Below are 13,752 nucleotides of genomic sequence, written 5' to 3' on the forward strand. Positions count from 1 at the left end.
TGCGCACGTCCCCCGTCGACGGATTGAGGAGCAGTCGTGACCGCAGCCCCTGAGCAGGTCGATGTCCTCGGCACCGCGCGTGAGCAGGTGCTGGAGCGAGGCGTCGGGTTGTCCGAGGAGCAGGTGCTGGCAGTGCTCCGGCTGTCCGACGACCGCATTCCCGAGCTGCTCGCGTTGGCGCACGAGGTGCGCATGCGGTGGTGCGGACCCGAGGTCGAGGTCGAGGGCATCGTGTCGCTCAAGACCGGCGGCTGCCCCGAGGACTGCCACTTCTGCTCGCAGTCCGGCCAGTTCCCCTCGCCGGTGCGGTCGGCGTGGCTCGACATCCCCGGCCTGGTGCGCGCGGCCCGGCAGACCGCCGACACCGGCGCGACCGAGTTCTGCATCGTCGCGGCCGTCCGAGGTCCGGACAAGCGGCTGCTGTCGCAGGTGCGCGACGGGATCAAGGCCATCCGCGCGGACGGCAACGACATCCAGATCGCGTGCTCGCTCGGCATGCTCACCCAGGAGCAGGTCGACGAACTGGTGGCGATGGGGTGCCACCGCTACAACCACAACCTGGAGACGGCCCGGTCGCACTTCCCCAACGTGGTGACCACCCACTCGTGGGAGGAGCGCTGGGAGACGTTGACGATGGTGCGCGAGGCGGGCATGGAGGTCTGCTGCGGCGGCATCATCGGCATGGGCGAGACGCTGGAGCAGCGCGCGGAGTTCGCCGTGCAGCTCGCGTCGCTGGAGCCCGACGAGGTGCCGATGAATTTCCTCATCCCCAACCCCGGCACCCCGTACGAGAACTACCCGGTGGTGGAAGGCCCTGACGCGCTGCGCACGATCGGTGCGTTCCGCCTGGCGTTGCCGCGTACGATCCTGCGGTTCGCTGGCGGGCGTGAGCTGACGCTCGGCGACCTCGGCGCCAAGCAGGGCATGCTGGGCGGCATCAACGCGATCATCGTCGGCAACTACCTGACCAACCTCGGCCGGCCCGCCCAGCAGGACCTGGACATGCTGGGCGAGCTGTCGATGCCGATCAAGGAACTGAGCAAGACGCTGTGACCTACTGCGGTTTCTGCGGTCGCGGGAGCGAGGACGTCGACCACTCGGCGTGTGAGGCGCGGTTGCGCCTCATCGACCCGCCTCGGTTCTGCGTGTCATGCGCGCGACGCATGGTCGTGCAGGTGACGCCGGCGGGGTGGACGGCGAAGTGCAGTCGGCACGGCGAGATCACGTCGGCGCGGTAACCTCCCTGACGTCGGTTCGGTGCGCGGGGAGGTCGTCGGGTGACGGAACAGCCGGTGGACGATCGGGTCGTCGTCTACCACTACGTTCCACCGCGGCCCCGGGTCGTGGTGAAGCGCGACCTGCTGCCCGCGTTCTCGGTGCTGTCCACGACGGCGTTGTTCGGCCTGCCCCTCGGATGGGTGTGGGCGTGGCTCGCGCCGCCGCAGAACGTGATCGTCGCGCAGGACGGGTCACTCGTCCCCGTGACAGGGGAGAGTTATCACCGGCTCGACGGTCTGATGATCTTCGTGTTGATGGGGCTCGGCGCGGGACTGCTCACCGGGATCGCGGTGTGGCTGCTGCGGTCGCGGCGGGGTCCGGTGGTGATGGTCGGCGCGGTGCTGGGCTCGGGTGCCGCGGCGTTCCTGGGGCAGCGGACGGGAGTCGGCTCGGCGGCGGGCCGCTACGCCGTCGAGAACGCGCCCAAAGTCGGCGACCTCCTCTTGAAGGCACCCGTGTTGGAGTCGTGGTGGGGGCTTCTCGCGTGGCCGCTGGGCGCGTCGTTGGCGTACGGCTGCCTGGCCGCGTGGAACGGCCTCGACGACCTGGGCCGCCGGCTCGCCTGATCGAGCGCCCCGGCGTGGTCGCACGCCGGGGCGACGTCACTAGGAGCTGTTTGAGGTTTGGATCATGTGGTTGGGGTCAGGGTCTTCAGCCACATGATCGCTGCACGTAGGTGTAACCCGGCTTCGTAGTTTTCTGGCGACTTGTCATAGCGTGTGGCAAGGCCACGCCATGTCTTGATCTTCTGGAAGCAGCGTTCGACGGTGTTGCGCCGCGTGTAGCGCACGGGATCGAACGAGACCGGTCGTCCTCCGGCGGAGCCCTTGTTCTTCCGGTTGGCCTGCTGGTCGGCCTTCTCCGGGATCACCGCCGTGATCCGGCGGCGGCGCAGGTAGGCCCGGTTGGCCTTGGAGGAGTAGGCCTTGTCCGCCGCCACCGCGCCCGGACGGATGCGGGGGCGACCGGCTCCGCGGGGGGACCCGGATCCGGTCGAGCAGGGCCTGGAACCGCGGGCAGTCCGCGGCCTGGCCGGGGGTGGGCACGAACGCCAACGGCAGCCCGGCGGCGTCGACCGCGGCGTGGATCCTGCTGCTCAGCCCGCCCCGGGACCGGCCGAGCCCGGCCGCCGCAGCCCGCGTCGTCCGGCGCCGCCGGAGGGCGGCACGGTCCCGACCGGCAGACGTGCCCGCGTCGGCGGTGTCCGGTGCGGCCTGCGGCGCATCACCCGCAGTACCCGCCGTTGCGTGGGCAACGGAGCCCCTTTTTCCTCGGTCAGTGCCTGTTCCAGCGCGTCGAGGGTCTCCCCGGCCACCGCCAACCCGGCCGATTCGTGGTGCGCCCGCACGATCGTGGAGTCCACACCCACCAGTTCCAACCCGACCTGCCCGCGCGAGGCGGCCTCGGCGATCAGCGCGTCCATCAGCACTTGGAACACCCCGGCCTTGGCCCACGCGTTGAACCGGGAGTAGACGGTGGACCAGGGACCGTACCGTTCCGGAACGTCACGCCAGCCCGACCCGGTCCGGAACCGCCACAGGATCCCGTTGAACCGCTCTCTCACCCGCCGCGGCAACGGCCCGGTGGCCGCCACCGGCACGTGCGGCTCGATCAACGCCCACTCGGCATCGGTCAGGTCAAAACGCGCCACATCCGTGTTCTACCAGCCCGACCAGCACACACCGAACCCCACCTAGGAGCTGTTTGGGGTTGGGATCATGTGGTTGGGGTAAGGGTCTTCAACCACATGATGGCTCCTCGTAGATGCAGTCCGGCCTCGTAGCTTTGTGGTGTCTTGTCGTAGCGGGTGGCCAGTCCGCGCCATGTCTTGATCTTCTGGAAGAGGCGTTCGACGGTGTTGCGCCGCCGGTAGCGCACGGGATCGAAGGACACAGGCCGCCCGCCGGCGGAGCCCTTGTTCCTGCGGTTGGCCCGCTGGTCGGTCTTCTCCGGGATCACAGCCGTGATCCGGCGGCGGCGTAGGTAGGCCCGGTTGGCTTTGGAGGAGTACGCCTTGTCCGCGGCCACCGCGTCCGGACGGGTGCGCGGCCTTCCGACCGGGCCGGGAACCCGGATCCGGTCCAGCACCGTCCGGAATTGCGGGCTGTCCCCGGCCTGGCCAGGGGTGAGCACGAACGCCAACGGCAGCCCGGCGGCGTCGACCGCGGTGTGGACCTTGCTGCTCAGCCCGCCCCGGGACCGGCCGAGCCCGGCCGCCGCAGCCCGCGCCTTCCGACGGCGCCTACGGGCGGCACGGTCCCGACCGGCAGATGTGCCCGCGTCGGTCGTGTCCGGCGCGGACCGCGACGCACCACCCGCAGCACGCTCCGCTGGACGGGCAACGGAGCCCCTTTTTCCTCGGTCAACGCCTGTTCCAGCGCGTCAAGGGTCTCCCCGGTCACCGCGAGTCCGGCCGATTCGTGGTGTGCCCGCACGATCGTGGAGTCCACGCTCACCAGTTCCAGGTCGACCTGTCCGCGGGAGGCGGCCTCGGCGATCAGCGCCTCCATCAGCGTCTGGAACACTCCGGTCTTCGCCCAGGTGTTGAACCGGGAGTAGACGGTGGACCAGGGACCGTACCGTTCGGGCACGTCACGCCAGCCTGACCCGGTGCGGAACCGCCACAGGATCCCGTTGAACTGCTCCCGCACCCGACGTGGCAACGGCCCGGTGGCCGCCACCGGCATATGCGGCTCGATCAACGCCCACTCGGCATCGGTCAGATCAAAACGCGCCACATCCGTGTTCTACCAGCCCAACCAGCACACCACCGGGCCCACCTAGATCCGAACTTCAAACAGCTCCTAGATCCGAACCCCAAACAGCTCCTAGTAGGGCTTTGTTAGGTCGAGTGATGGGATGTGTGGGTGGTGTGGTCTCCTGCGGCGGTGACGCCGGAGGAGATGGCCGAGGTTCGGCCGGTGATCGAGGAGTTCGCCGCGGGGGTGTTCGGCGGGTTCGCCCGTCGTGATCAGCGCGGGACGGGCGAGTTGTATCTGCGTGGGCTGCTGTTGGACGGCAAACGGAAGTCGATGCAGCCCATGGCCGAACGCCTCGGCGTCGATCATCAGCAGTTGCAGCAGTTCGTCACGACCTCGACCTGGGACCATGTCGAGGTCCGACGCCGGTTGGCGGTGTGGGCGGCGGGGTTCGTCGATCCGGACGCGTTGGCCGTGGACGACACCGGTTTCCCCAAGGACGGCACTTCCTCGCCCGGGGTGGCGCGGATGTACTGCGGGGCGTTGGGCAAGCGGGGCAACTGTCAGGTCGGCGTCAGCGTGCACGCCGTGACGGATTGGACCTCGGCGGCGGTGGACTGGCGACTGTTCCTGCCCGAGTCGTGGGACGACGCCAAGGCCGACGACGAGTCGGCAGCCGCGGAGATCGCGCGGAAGCGGGCCCGGTGTTCGATCCCGGACCAGGTGCGGCACCGGGAGAAGTGGCGGCTGGCGTTGGACATGATCGACGAGCTGCTGGGCTGGGGCATGCCCCGACGGCCGGTGGTGGCCGACTCGGCCTACGGCGACAGCACCGCCTTCCGTCAGGGGCTGACCGACCGCGGCCTGACCTACGCAGTGGCGGTCTCGGCCTCCACCAGCCTGCATCCCGCCACGTCGGCCCCGGTCCCGCCGAGCTGGTCGGGCACCGGCCGCCCACCGACGAAGACGACCTACCCGGACAAGCCCGTCACCGCCGGAACCCTGGTCACCGAGGCGGGACGCTCGGCGGGGCGGTTCGTGCTCTGGCGCCACGGCTCCCGCACGAGCGCCGGCAACCCGGCCGCGACCATGCGCTCGCGCTTCCTGGCGCTGCGGGTGCGCCCGGCCAATCGCAACATTCCCAGGGCGGCCGACGGCAGCCTGCCCGAATGCTGGCTGCTGGCCGAATGGCCCACCGGCGAACCCCGGCCCACCGACTACTGGCTCTCCACCCTCCCGCCCGACATCCGGCTGCGCGACCTGGTGAAACTGGCCAAGATCCGGTGGCGCATCGAGCACGACTACCGCGAACTCAAGGACGGGCTCGGCCTGGACCACTTCGAGGGCCGCTCCTGGCTGGGCTGGCACCGCCACGTCACCCTCGCCTCCGTCGCCCAGGCGATCTGCACTCGGCTGCGCCGCACCCCAAAAGCCCCTGCGCGGGACTGACCCTCTACGCCGTCCTGCGCGAACTCCAAGCCTTACTCGCGGCCTGGACCGGCGTCTGTCACACCTGCCGACGACCCCTCCAGGCCACAACCACCCCACAAAAACCGCAAGTCAACAGCACCTAACAAAGCCCTACTAGTTGTGGTGTGGCAGGTGACCCAGTTCGGACAGCGGGGCCGGGATGGCGTTGAGCGCGGTGAGGATGCCCGCCTCGCGGTGCAGCACCGTGCGGACCAGCCGTAGGCGACGGGACGCAGAAGTCTCTTCCAGCAGGAGCTGCCGGTCCTCCGCGGTGAGCACGCAGTCCGCGGCCAGGGCGTACGCGAGTTCGTGCGGCGGGATGGCCGCGTCCGGTCCGCCGCGTGACGGGTGGTCGCCCGCCGCCGCGCGATAGCGGCCGTGCGCGGCACGGGCGCTGTCCACGAGCCGGGGCAGGACGTCGGCCATGCCCGGCGGCTCGGCGGTGTCCGGCAACCACTCGATCTCGCCGATCCGGTACGGGGCGGCGGTATCGTCGACGTCCAGCAGCCGGAACCGGCGCCCGCCTGTGGTGTCCAGGTCGAACCGGCCGTCGGGCAGCCTTCGGGCGTCGTCGAGCACCGCCGAGCAGCCGACCTCGTGCAGCGACTCCGCGCCGTCCGCGCCGACCTCCCAGCCCTGGCGGATGGCGACCACGCCGAACGTCCTGTCGGGCACCTCGCCCGACAGCAGGTCCACGGTGAGCTGCCGGTAGCGCGGCTCGAACACGTGCAGGGGCAGGGCCGCGCCGGGCAGCAGCACGGTGCCCAGCGGGAACAGGGGGAGTCTCACGAATCCACGCTACGGGCGGCCGGTGGTCGCAGCACGGCGAACGGGTCGGTCACCCGCATCTCCCGGGACACGAACCGGAACAGGGCGGCGGGACGCCCGCCCGACGGTCCGGGGGGCGCGGTCGCGCCCGTCGCTTCCAGCAATCCGCGTCGGGACAGCACGCGTTGCAGGTTCGTGGCTGACACCTTGTACCCCAACGCCGCCGAGTACAGCGCCCGCAGCGCGGAGATCGTGAACTCCGGCGGCGCGAGCGCGAAGCCGACGTTGGTGTACGACAGCTTCGCCGCCAGCCGGTGGCGGGCGCGCCGCACGATCGCCTCGTGGTCGAACGCCGACGGCGGCAGCGCCGACACCGGGTACCAGGACGTGTCGCCGGGTACGACCGGGTCGATCGACGACGGCACCAGGCCGAGGAACGCGGTCGCCACCACGCGCGTGCCGCCGGGGACCCTCGACGGTGCGCTGAAGACCGCCAACTGCTCCACGTGGGACAGTTGGCGCACGTCCACCTTCTCGGCGAGTTGACGCCGGATGGACGCCTCGACGTCCTCGCGATCGCCCAGTGCGCCGCCGGGCAGGGACCACCGGTGAGCGTGCGGTTCCCGTGCGCGTTGCCACAGCATGACCTGGAGTGATCCGGCTCTCACCTGGAGCACTGCGGCCAGCACCTCATGTCCCGCGAGCCCCATCCGCTGATACTATCGGCCCTGTTTTCGCCCGAAAGGCGAAAACCCGGAACACGAGGAGGACCCATGGTCGCTACCGCTTATGTGGAGCGGACCACCGACGGCGCGTACGACGGCATCGCCCCGGACGCGGCATGGCGGGACGAGGTGCTGGAACTGGCACGCCGCCGGGACGCGGTCATCCTGGCGCACAACTACCAGCTGCCCGAGATCCAGGACATCGCGCACCACACGGGTGACTCGCTCGCGCTCAGCCGCATCGCCGCGGCGAGCGACGCGTCGACCATCGTGTTCTGCGGCGTGCACTTCATGGCCGAGACCGCCAAGATCCTGGCCCCGCACAAGACCGTGCTGATCCCCGACGAGCGGGCGGGCTGCTCGCTGGCCGACTCGATCACCGGTGAGCAGTTGCGCGCGTGGAAAGCCGAGCACCCCGGCGCGGTCGTCGTGTCCTATGTGAACACCACCGCCGAGGTGAAGGCCGAGACCGACATCTGCTGCACGTCGTCGAACGCCGTCGACGTCGTCGCGTCGATCCCGGCGGACCGCGAGGTGCTCTTCCTGCCCGACCAGTTCCTCGGTGCGCACGTCAAGCGCGAGACCGGGCGCGAGAACCTGCACATCTGGGCCGGCGAGTGCCACGTGCACGCGGGCATCAACGGTCCCGAACTGGCCGAGCGCGCCGCCGCGAACCCGGACGCCGACCTGTTCATCCACCCCGAGTGCGGCTGCGCCACGTCGGCGCTCTACCTCGCGGGCGAGGGGACCGTCCCGGCCGAGAAGGTCAAGATCCTCTCGACCGGCGACATGATCACCGCGGCCCGTGCGACGAGCGCGACGTCGGTGCTCGTCGCGACTGAGATCGGCATGCTGCACCAGTTGCGCCGCGCCGCGCCGGAGATCGACTTCCGGGCGGTCAACGACCGGGCCTCGTGCCGGTACATGAAGATGATCACCCCCACGGCCCTGCTGCGCTGCCTGCGCGACGGGCTCGACGAGGTGCATGTGGACGCCGACACCGCGCGTCGTGCGAAGGGCGCCGTGCAGCGCATGATCGAGATCGGCAAGCCCGGCGGCGGCGAGTGAACACCCCGCCGAGCGGCCCGCTGTGGGAGGCCCGCGCCGACCTGGTCGTGGTCGGCACGGGCGTTGCGGGTCTGACCGCAGCGCTTCGGGCCCGCGAACTCGGTCTGCGCGTCCTGGTCGTGACCAAGGCCGGGCGTGGGGACGGCAACACGCGGTGGGCCCAGGGTGGTGTCGCCGTCGTGCTGGCGGACGAGCACGAGGACGGTGACTCTGTCGAGGCACACGTCGCCGACACGCTCGTCGCCGGCGCGGGACTGTGCGACGAAGCCGCCGTGCGCGCCATCATCGCGGACGGTCCCGCCGCTGTCGCACGGCTGCGTGCACGTGGCGCGGTCTTCGACACCGGCGCCGACGGTTTTCTGGCACGTACCCGTGAAGGTGGACATTCCGCGTTCCGTGTCGTGCACGCGGGCGGGGACGCGACCGGCGCCGAGGTCGAGCGCGCGTTGCTCGCCGCGGCGGTGGACGGGCGTGTGCCCGTGTTGGAGGACCACGTCGCGGTCGATGCCGTGCGCACGCCGCTCGGTCATGTGTGCGGGTTGCTGGTCTTGGACGGCAACGGTGTCCCCGGAGTGCTCACCGCGCCTGCCGTGCTGTTGGCCAGTGGCGGTCTCGGGCAGCTCTACCAGGCGACGTCCAACCCCGAGGTGGCCACGGGTGACGGATTGGCGCTCGCGTTGCGCGCGGGCGCGGTGGCGGCCGACGTGGAGTTCGTCCAGTTCCACCCGACCGTGCTCTACACCGGACGCGGCGCGCGCGGTCGGTGTCCGTTGGTGACCGAGGCGGTGCGCGGTGAAGGTGCCGTGCTCGTCGACGCGACCGGTGCACGTGTCATGCGCGGTGTGCACCCGTTGGAGGACTTGGCGCCGCGCGACGTCGTCGCCGCCGCGATCACCCGGCACATGGCGGCAGGTCCGGGCGGCGTCGACGACCACGTGTTCCTCGACGCGACCGGCATCGCCGACTTCGCGCGTCGGTTCCCGACCGTGTACGCCGCGTGCGTCACCGCGGCGGTCGACCCGTCCGTCGACCCGATCCCGGTCGCGCCCGCGGCGCACTTCGCGTGCGGCGGCGTAGTGGCGGACGTGGACGGCCGCACCGGTGTGCCGGGCCTGTACGCGGCGGGTGAGGTCGCTCGTACCGGGTTGCACGGGGCCAACCGGCTGGCGTCCAACAGCCTGTTGGAAGGGCTGGTCGTGGGCACGCGTGCGGCCGAAGCGGTCGCGGCGGACCTGGCGCTCGGTGTCGTCGTGAAGTCGGTGGGCAACCCCGGGCTGCCGACCGCGCCGGTCGCGGATCGGGACTCGTTGCAGCGGGTCATGAGCCGATACGCGGCGATCGGTCGCGACGCCGAAGGGCTCGCGGTCGTCGGTTCGGTGCTCGACCTGTCCACGGTGGACACCGTGCTCGACTCGAAGCGCGCGGTCGAGGACGCGGCGTTGACGCTCGCCGCGCGGGCGTTGATCGCGGCGGCGGCCGAACGTGACGAGTCGCGTGGCTGTCACGTGCGCACCGACTTCACGACGCGCGACGACGTGCGCTGGCAACGAAGCCAACTGCTTCGACTCAACCCGTCGGGCCAGCCGGTACTCGCCGATCCCGTGGCGGCACGGGGTGTTGCGTGACTCGCATGCTCGACCAGGGCGCGGTACGCGAACGGTTTGTGTACCGCACCCGGATACGGATTTCGTCTCGGTAGGCAGGCGGGTGACGTCGTGGTGTCACGATCTCGGTCGGCGTACCGCGCCACGTGCACGTCACAGGTCCGACGCCCGCCGTCGAGGGGTTGGCGGTGTCCGCAGTAAACGGACCGTCGGTCCGGTTACTTTGGGGGATTGGCCCGTCTCAGGAAATGCGGTTACGAGCGCGGGAACCACGCGGGGTGCATGACGGCAGTAGTGGGAACGTTCCACCGTCCGGTACGCGAGTCGGTTGCCGTGTCGGCGGATTCGACGATTCGATAAGGGAGTGGGCATGACGACCGGGCTGGACCAGGACGATCTGCGTCGGGTGATCCGCACGGCGTTGGACGAGGACCTGCGGTACGGCGTCGACGCGACCACCGAGGCGACAGTGCCCGTCGACGCCGTGTCGGTGGCGGAGTTGACGCCTCGGGCGCACGGGGTGCTTGCCGGCATTCCGGTGGCGTTGGAGGTGTTCCGCCAGGTCGTCGACGTCGAGGTGGTCGAGAGCAAGCGCGACGGTGACAAAGCCGTCCCCGGTGAGCCCGCGCTCGTGGTGCGCGGACCTGTGCGCGGGCTGCTGACCGCGGAGCGCACCGCGTTGAACCTGTTGTGCCACCTGTCGGGCGTGGCGACGTCGACCGCCGCTTGGGTGGACGCGATCGTGGGCACCGGTGCGGCCGTGCGCGACTCCCGTAAGACGTTGCCCGGCCTGCGGCTGCTGGAGAAGTACGCGGTGCGGTGCGGTGGCGGCGTCAACCACCGGCTCGGGCTCGGTGACGCGGTGCTGATCAAGGACAACCACGTCCAGGCGGCCGGTTCGGTGACCGCCGCGCTGGCCGCCGTCCGCGCACACGCACCGCACCTGCCGTGCGAGGTCGAGGTCGACTCACTGGACCAGTTGGACGAAGCCGTCGCGGCGGGCGCGGAACTGGTGCTGCTGGACAACTTCACCGCGGCAGAGTGCGCCGAGGCCGTCCGCCGGGCGCATGGGGTGCGCTTGGAGGCGTCGGGTGGACTGACGCTCGACGTGGCCAGGGTCTACGCGGAGACCGGCGTCGACTACCTCGCAGTCGGCGGGTTGACGCACTCGGCACCGGCCCTCGACCTGGGGATGGACCTGCGCTGACGTCCGACGTGGTCGTGCCCGTCCGTCTCGGAGCCGGTCCGGATCCGCGCGGATGCCGGTCACACCGGAACGGACCGCCGGTCCGGTTCGCTGGGCGGGTTCGGTACGCGTCGCGGCACACGAGTGCTTCCACGTCGACCGCGATGTGTCAGAGTTCGACGCCGTAGTGCCGACAGAGGCGGGCGTCCTCGTCCGGCGACAGGTGGTGGTCGCGAACGTGGACGTGGGGCGCGTCCTGGACGCGTTCTTTGTCCACGTGCACCGTGATGTGCCCGACGCCGACACGCGCGCCCTGGAGAGGGACGAAAGTTTCCGATCCGATCAAGCCGGTGTGCACGGACGCCCAGCGCGGTCGACCGGTGTGGTCGTCGAGCCACACCCGCTTTACCGAGCCGATCCGGTCGCCGCGCCGGTCGAGCACCGCGCAGTCGTACAGCCTCTTCGAGTTGGCCTGGCGCCTCATGGTGGCCGCCTCCCGTGGTGTCGTCTGTTTCGCCCCGTGTGGGCGGACTACCCCGGTGCGTGGAACGGACTGTCGGCACCCACTCGACGGTGGGTCACCCGGCGGAGGACAGCCTGCGGTTCGCCAACACCGGCAGGGTGCGGCGGGCCTGTGCCACCGCCGCGTCGTCCACGTCCACCATAACGACACCCGGCTCCGGGCCCAACCCGACGAGCACCTCGCCCAACGGCGACGCGGCCAGGCTGTGCCCGATGCCCGTCGGGGCGCCGCCGTGATCGACACCGGGGTCGGCCTGCCCGCACGCGAGCACGTACGACGTGCTGTCCAGCGCACGTGCCCTGACCAGCAGTTCCCACTGTTCGCGCTTGCCCGGACCGGCACCCCAGGACGCGCCGAGCAGCACCGCGGTCGCGCCCCGGTCGGCCAGGGTGCGGAACAGTTCGGGGAAGCGGACGTCGTAGCAGGTCGCGAGTCCGAACGTGACGTCGTCGACGGTCACGGTGACCGGTTCGGTGCCGGGCGCGACGGTCCTGGACTCGGCGAACCCGAACGCGTCGAACAGGTGGATCTTGTCGTAGCCCACGTGCAGGTCACCGCCGGTCACGAGAAGTGTGTTCACCACTCGGCCATCCGCTGATGGGGTGAACATGCCGGCGACCACGACGACGCCCGCCGCGTCCGCCAACTTCCGCACCGCGCTCGCCCACGGACCGTCCAGCGGCTGCGCGACCGGACCCAGCGGCACGCCGAACCGGCACATCGCCGCCTCGGGGAACACCACCACACGCGCCCCGTGCGCCTGGTCGACACCCGCGCGCAGCAGGTCGAGGTTGGCCTCGGGGTCGGCGGTCGAGGCGATCTGGCAGAGGGCGACACGCATGAACCACACTCTAGGTAGTGTCAGAGTCCGTGCGCTCCATGCTGCTCTCCCTTTCCCTGGTCGTCGCCTCGGCGGCGGCATGCACGGGGTCGACCACGCCGAGCGCCGAGGGGACCTCGGACGGCAGCGCGATCGTGTTGGCCGACCGTGTCGAGCCGACGTCGCTGAACCCCCTGCTCGGCTACGGCGTCGAGGGCGTGTCCAAGATCTACGACGGTCTGGTGGAGCACCGCGCGGACGCGTCGCTGCGACCGCAACTCGCGTCCGAGGTACCCGTACCCGCCGCCGACGGCCTGTCGTGGACGGTCAAGTTGCGCGACAACGTCACGTTCGGCGACGGCACGCCGTTCGCCGCGGACGACGTCGTGGCCACGTACCGAGCCCTGCTCGATCCCCGGACGGGTTCGACCGAACGGGCGACTTACGCGGGACTCACCGGCGTGGAGCAGCTCGACGTGCACACCGTGCGCTTCACGCTCGACCATTCGTGGGCCGCGTTCCCCCATCTGCTTACGCTCGGCATCCTGCCCAGCGAGTCGCTCACCGGCGCTCCGCTCGCCGACATCAAGCCCGTCGGCACCGGCCCGTACCGGGTCGTCGAGTGGCGCAAGGGCGACAGGCTCGTGCTCGAGGCCAACCCGACGTACTTCGGCGGCGTGCCCGAGGTGCGCAAACTGACGGTCGTGTTCGTGCCCGACGACAACACGCGCGCGCAGCGCATGCGTGACAACGAGTTCGACGGCACCGAGTTGCCGCCGCGCCTGGCCGCCGGGTTTTCCGGTTCCGGTGACCTGCGCGTGCTCACCCACGAGTCCGCCGACCTGCGTTCCGTGACGCTGCCGAGCGGTCCGGTCACCGGCGACCCCGCGATGCGACTCGCGCTCAACTACGCCGTGGACCGCAAGAAGCTCGTCGACGGACTGCTCGGCGGCCAGGGCACGCCCGCGAGCGCGCCATTGCCGGCGGCGCTGCCCGAGTTCGCCACGACCGAGGTCGACTTCGCGTTCGACAAGGCGCGCGCCGAGCAGACGCTCGATTCCGCCGGCTGGACACGCGGTGGCGACGGTTTGCGCGCACGTGCCGGCGTCGTCGCCCGATTCACGTTGATGTACCCGATCGGCGACGTCGTGCGCGCCGACCTGGCCACGGCGTTCGCCGCTGACGCCCGCGCCGTGGGTGTCGACGTGCAGCTCGCGGGTCTGAGCTGGGACTCGATCACGCCCCGGCTGGGTACCGACGCGCTGCTGCACGGCGACGGCAGCCCGTTCGACCCTGACCTGGCCGCGTACCGCGTGCTGCACACCGGCAACCCGTGGGGCTACTCGAACACCTCCGTCGACGCCGCGTTGGAGTCGGGACGCGCGCTGCTCGACGCGGGTCAGCGCGCGACCGCGTACAAGCAGTCCCAACGTGCGTACGCGACCGCGCCCGGACTGGTGGTCCTCGCCTCGGTGAAGCACACCTACGTGGTGCGAGAGAACTGGAACGGGTACGAGCAGGTCGTCGACCCGCACCGGCACGGTGCCCTGTCGTGGGGCCCGTGGTGGAACCTGGAGAAGTGGACCGCCAAGTAGTCGTCGCTTTGGGGGA

The 13,752-nt window shown here is 70.7% G+C and carries 11 protein-coding genes and 3 pseudogenes; 8 read left to right on the top strand and 6 right to left on the bottom strand.

From position 1 onward, the window contains the following. Positions 1 to 36: 36 nt before the first annotated feature. From bioB to F4559_RS07385, 3 genes are read left to right on the top strand one after another with little or no spacing between them, the layout of a single operon-like run. On the top strand, positions 37 to 1,053 hold the full coding sequence (gene bioB, locus F4559_RS07380) for a biotin synthase BioB (RefSeq protein WP_184666966.1): 1,017 nt from the start codon (positions 37 to 39) through the stop codon (positions 1,051 to 1,053). Continuing rightward, positions 1,050 to 1,238 (top strand): biotin synthase auxiliary protein BsaP, encoded by a 189-nt coding sequence (gene bsaP / locus F4559_RS36220; protein WP_312865510.1) that lies wholly within the window; start codon positions 1,050 to 1,052, stop codon positions 1,236 to 1,238. Before bioB ends, bsaP begins: the two co-directional genes overlap by 4 nt. A 39-nt stretch (positions 1,239 to 1,277) precedes the next feature. Beyond that, a complete protein-coding gene (locus F4559_RS07385) occupies positions 1,278 to 1,844 on the top strand; it encodes a DUF2567 domain-containing protein (protein WP_184666968.1) in 567 nt (188 codons plus the stop codon). Between the two features lie 62 nt (positions 1,845 to 1,906). On the opposite strand, the pseudogene F4559_RS07390 reads toward F4559_RS07385, so the two are convergent. Together F4559_RS07390 and F4559_RS07395 are read right to left on the bottom strand one after the other, a co-directional pair. Next, positions 1,907 to 2,929 (bottom strand): annotated as a pseudogene (locus F4559_RS07390) (IS5 family transposase). A 65-nt stretch (positions 2,930 to 2,994) separates the two neighbouring features. Then, positions 2,995 to 4,016 (bottom strand): annotated as a pseudogene (locus F4559_RS07395) (IS5 family transposase). A 150-nt stretch (positions 4,017 to 4,166) separates the two neighbouring features. Between F4559_RS07395 and F4559_RS07400 the strand changes: the two are divergent. Next, positions 4,167 to 5,466 (top strand): annotated as a pseudogene (locus tag F4559_RS07400) (IS701 family transposase); the annotation flags it as partial. A gap of 95 nt (positions 5,467 to 5,561) precedes the next feature. Here the strand turns inward: F4559_RS07400 and F4559_RS07405 are convergent. Together F4559_RS07405 and F4559_RS07410 are read right to left on the bottom strand one after the other, a co-directional pair. Further along, positions 5,562 to 6,236 carry an LON peptidase substrate-binding domain-containing protein gene (locus F4559_RS07405; RefSeq protein ID WP_184666970.1) on the bottom strand — a complete coding sequence of 225 codons (675 nt, stop codon included), beginning with the start codon at positions 6,234 to 6,236 and terminating at the stop codon, positions 5,562 to 5,564. Beyond that, positions 6,233 to 6,925, bottom strand: coding sequence for an NUDIX hydrolase (locus F4559_RS07410; RefSeq protein WP_184666972.1), 693 nt, complete (start codon positions 6,923 to 6,925; stop codon positions 6,233 to 6,235). Before F4559_RS07410 ends, F4559_RS07405 begins: the two co-directional genes overlap by 4 nt. 63 nt (positions 6,926 to 6,988) lie before the next feature. Here F4559_RS07410 and nadA point away from each other — a divergent pair, with 63 nt between their 5' ends. The 3 genes from nadA to nadC all read left to right on the top strand — a co-directional run bounded on the left by nadA (position 6,989) and on the right by nadC (position 10,819). Next, entirely contained in the window at positions 6,989 to 8,008 is a 1,020-nt protein-coding gene (gene nadA / locus F4559_RS07415) for a quinolinate synthase NadA (RefSeq protein WP_184666975.1), read from the top strand. Then, positions 8,005 to 9,633, top strand: coding sequence for an L-aspartate oxidase (locus tag F4559_RS07420; protein WP_184666977.1), 1,629 nt, complete (start codon positions 8,005 to 8,007; stop codon positions 9,631 to 9,633). The genes nadA and F4559_RS07420 overlap by 4 nt, the downstream gene beginning before the upstream one ends. 349 nt (positions 9,634 to 9,982) lie before the next feature. Beyond that, complete coding sequence (gene nadC, locus F4559_RS07425) at positions 9,983 to 10,819, top strand: carboxylating nicotinate-nucleotide diphosphorylase (RefSeq protein WP_184666979.1); 837 nt, start codon at positions 9,983 to 9,985, stop codon at positions 10,817 to 10,819. A 148-nt stretch (positions 10,820 to 10,967) separates the two neighbouring features. Here the strand turns inward: nadC and F4559_RS07430 are convergent, their stop codons facing one another. Continuing rightward, positions 10,968 to 11,282: a PRC-barrel domain-containing protein gene (locus tag F4559_RS07430; RefSeq protein ID WP_184666981.1), complete on the bottom strand. Its 315-nt coding sequence runs from the start codon at positions 11,280 to 11,282 to the stop codon at positions 10,968 to 10,970. 94 nt (positions 11,283 to 11,376) lie between these two features. Then, positions 11,377 to 12,162, bottom strand: a complete 786-nt coding sequence (locus F4559_RS07435; protein ID WP_184666983.1) for a carbon-nitrogen hydrolase family protein — start codon at positions 12,160 to 12,162, stop codon at positions 11,377 to 11,379. Between the two features lie 17 nt (positions 12,163 to 12,179). On the opposite strand from F4559_RS07435, the gene F4559_RS07440 reads away from it, so the two are divergent. Next, positions 12,180 to 13,736 (top strand): ABC transporter substrate-binding protein, encoded by a 1,557-nt coding sequence (locus tag F4559_RS07440; protein WP_184666985.1) that lies wholly within the window; start codon positions 12,180 to 12,182, stop codon positions 13,734 to 13,736. Positions 13,737 to 13,752: the final 16 nt, after the last annotated feature.

This window comes from Saccharothrix violaceirubra (assembly GCF_014203755.1).
GTDB classification, from domain to species: domain Bacteria; phylum Actinomycetota; class Actinomycetes; order Mycobacteriales; family Pseudonocardiaceae; genus Actinosynnema; species Actinosynnema violaceirubrum.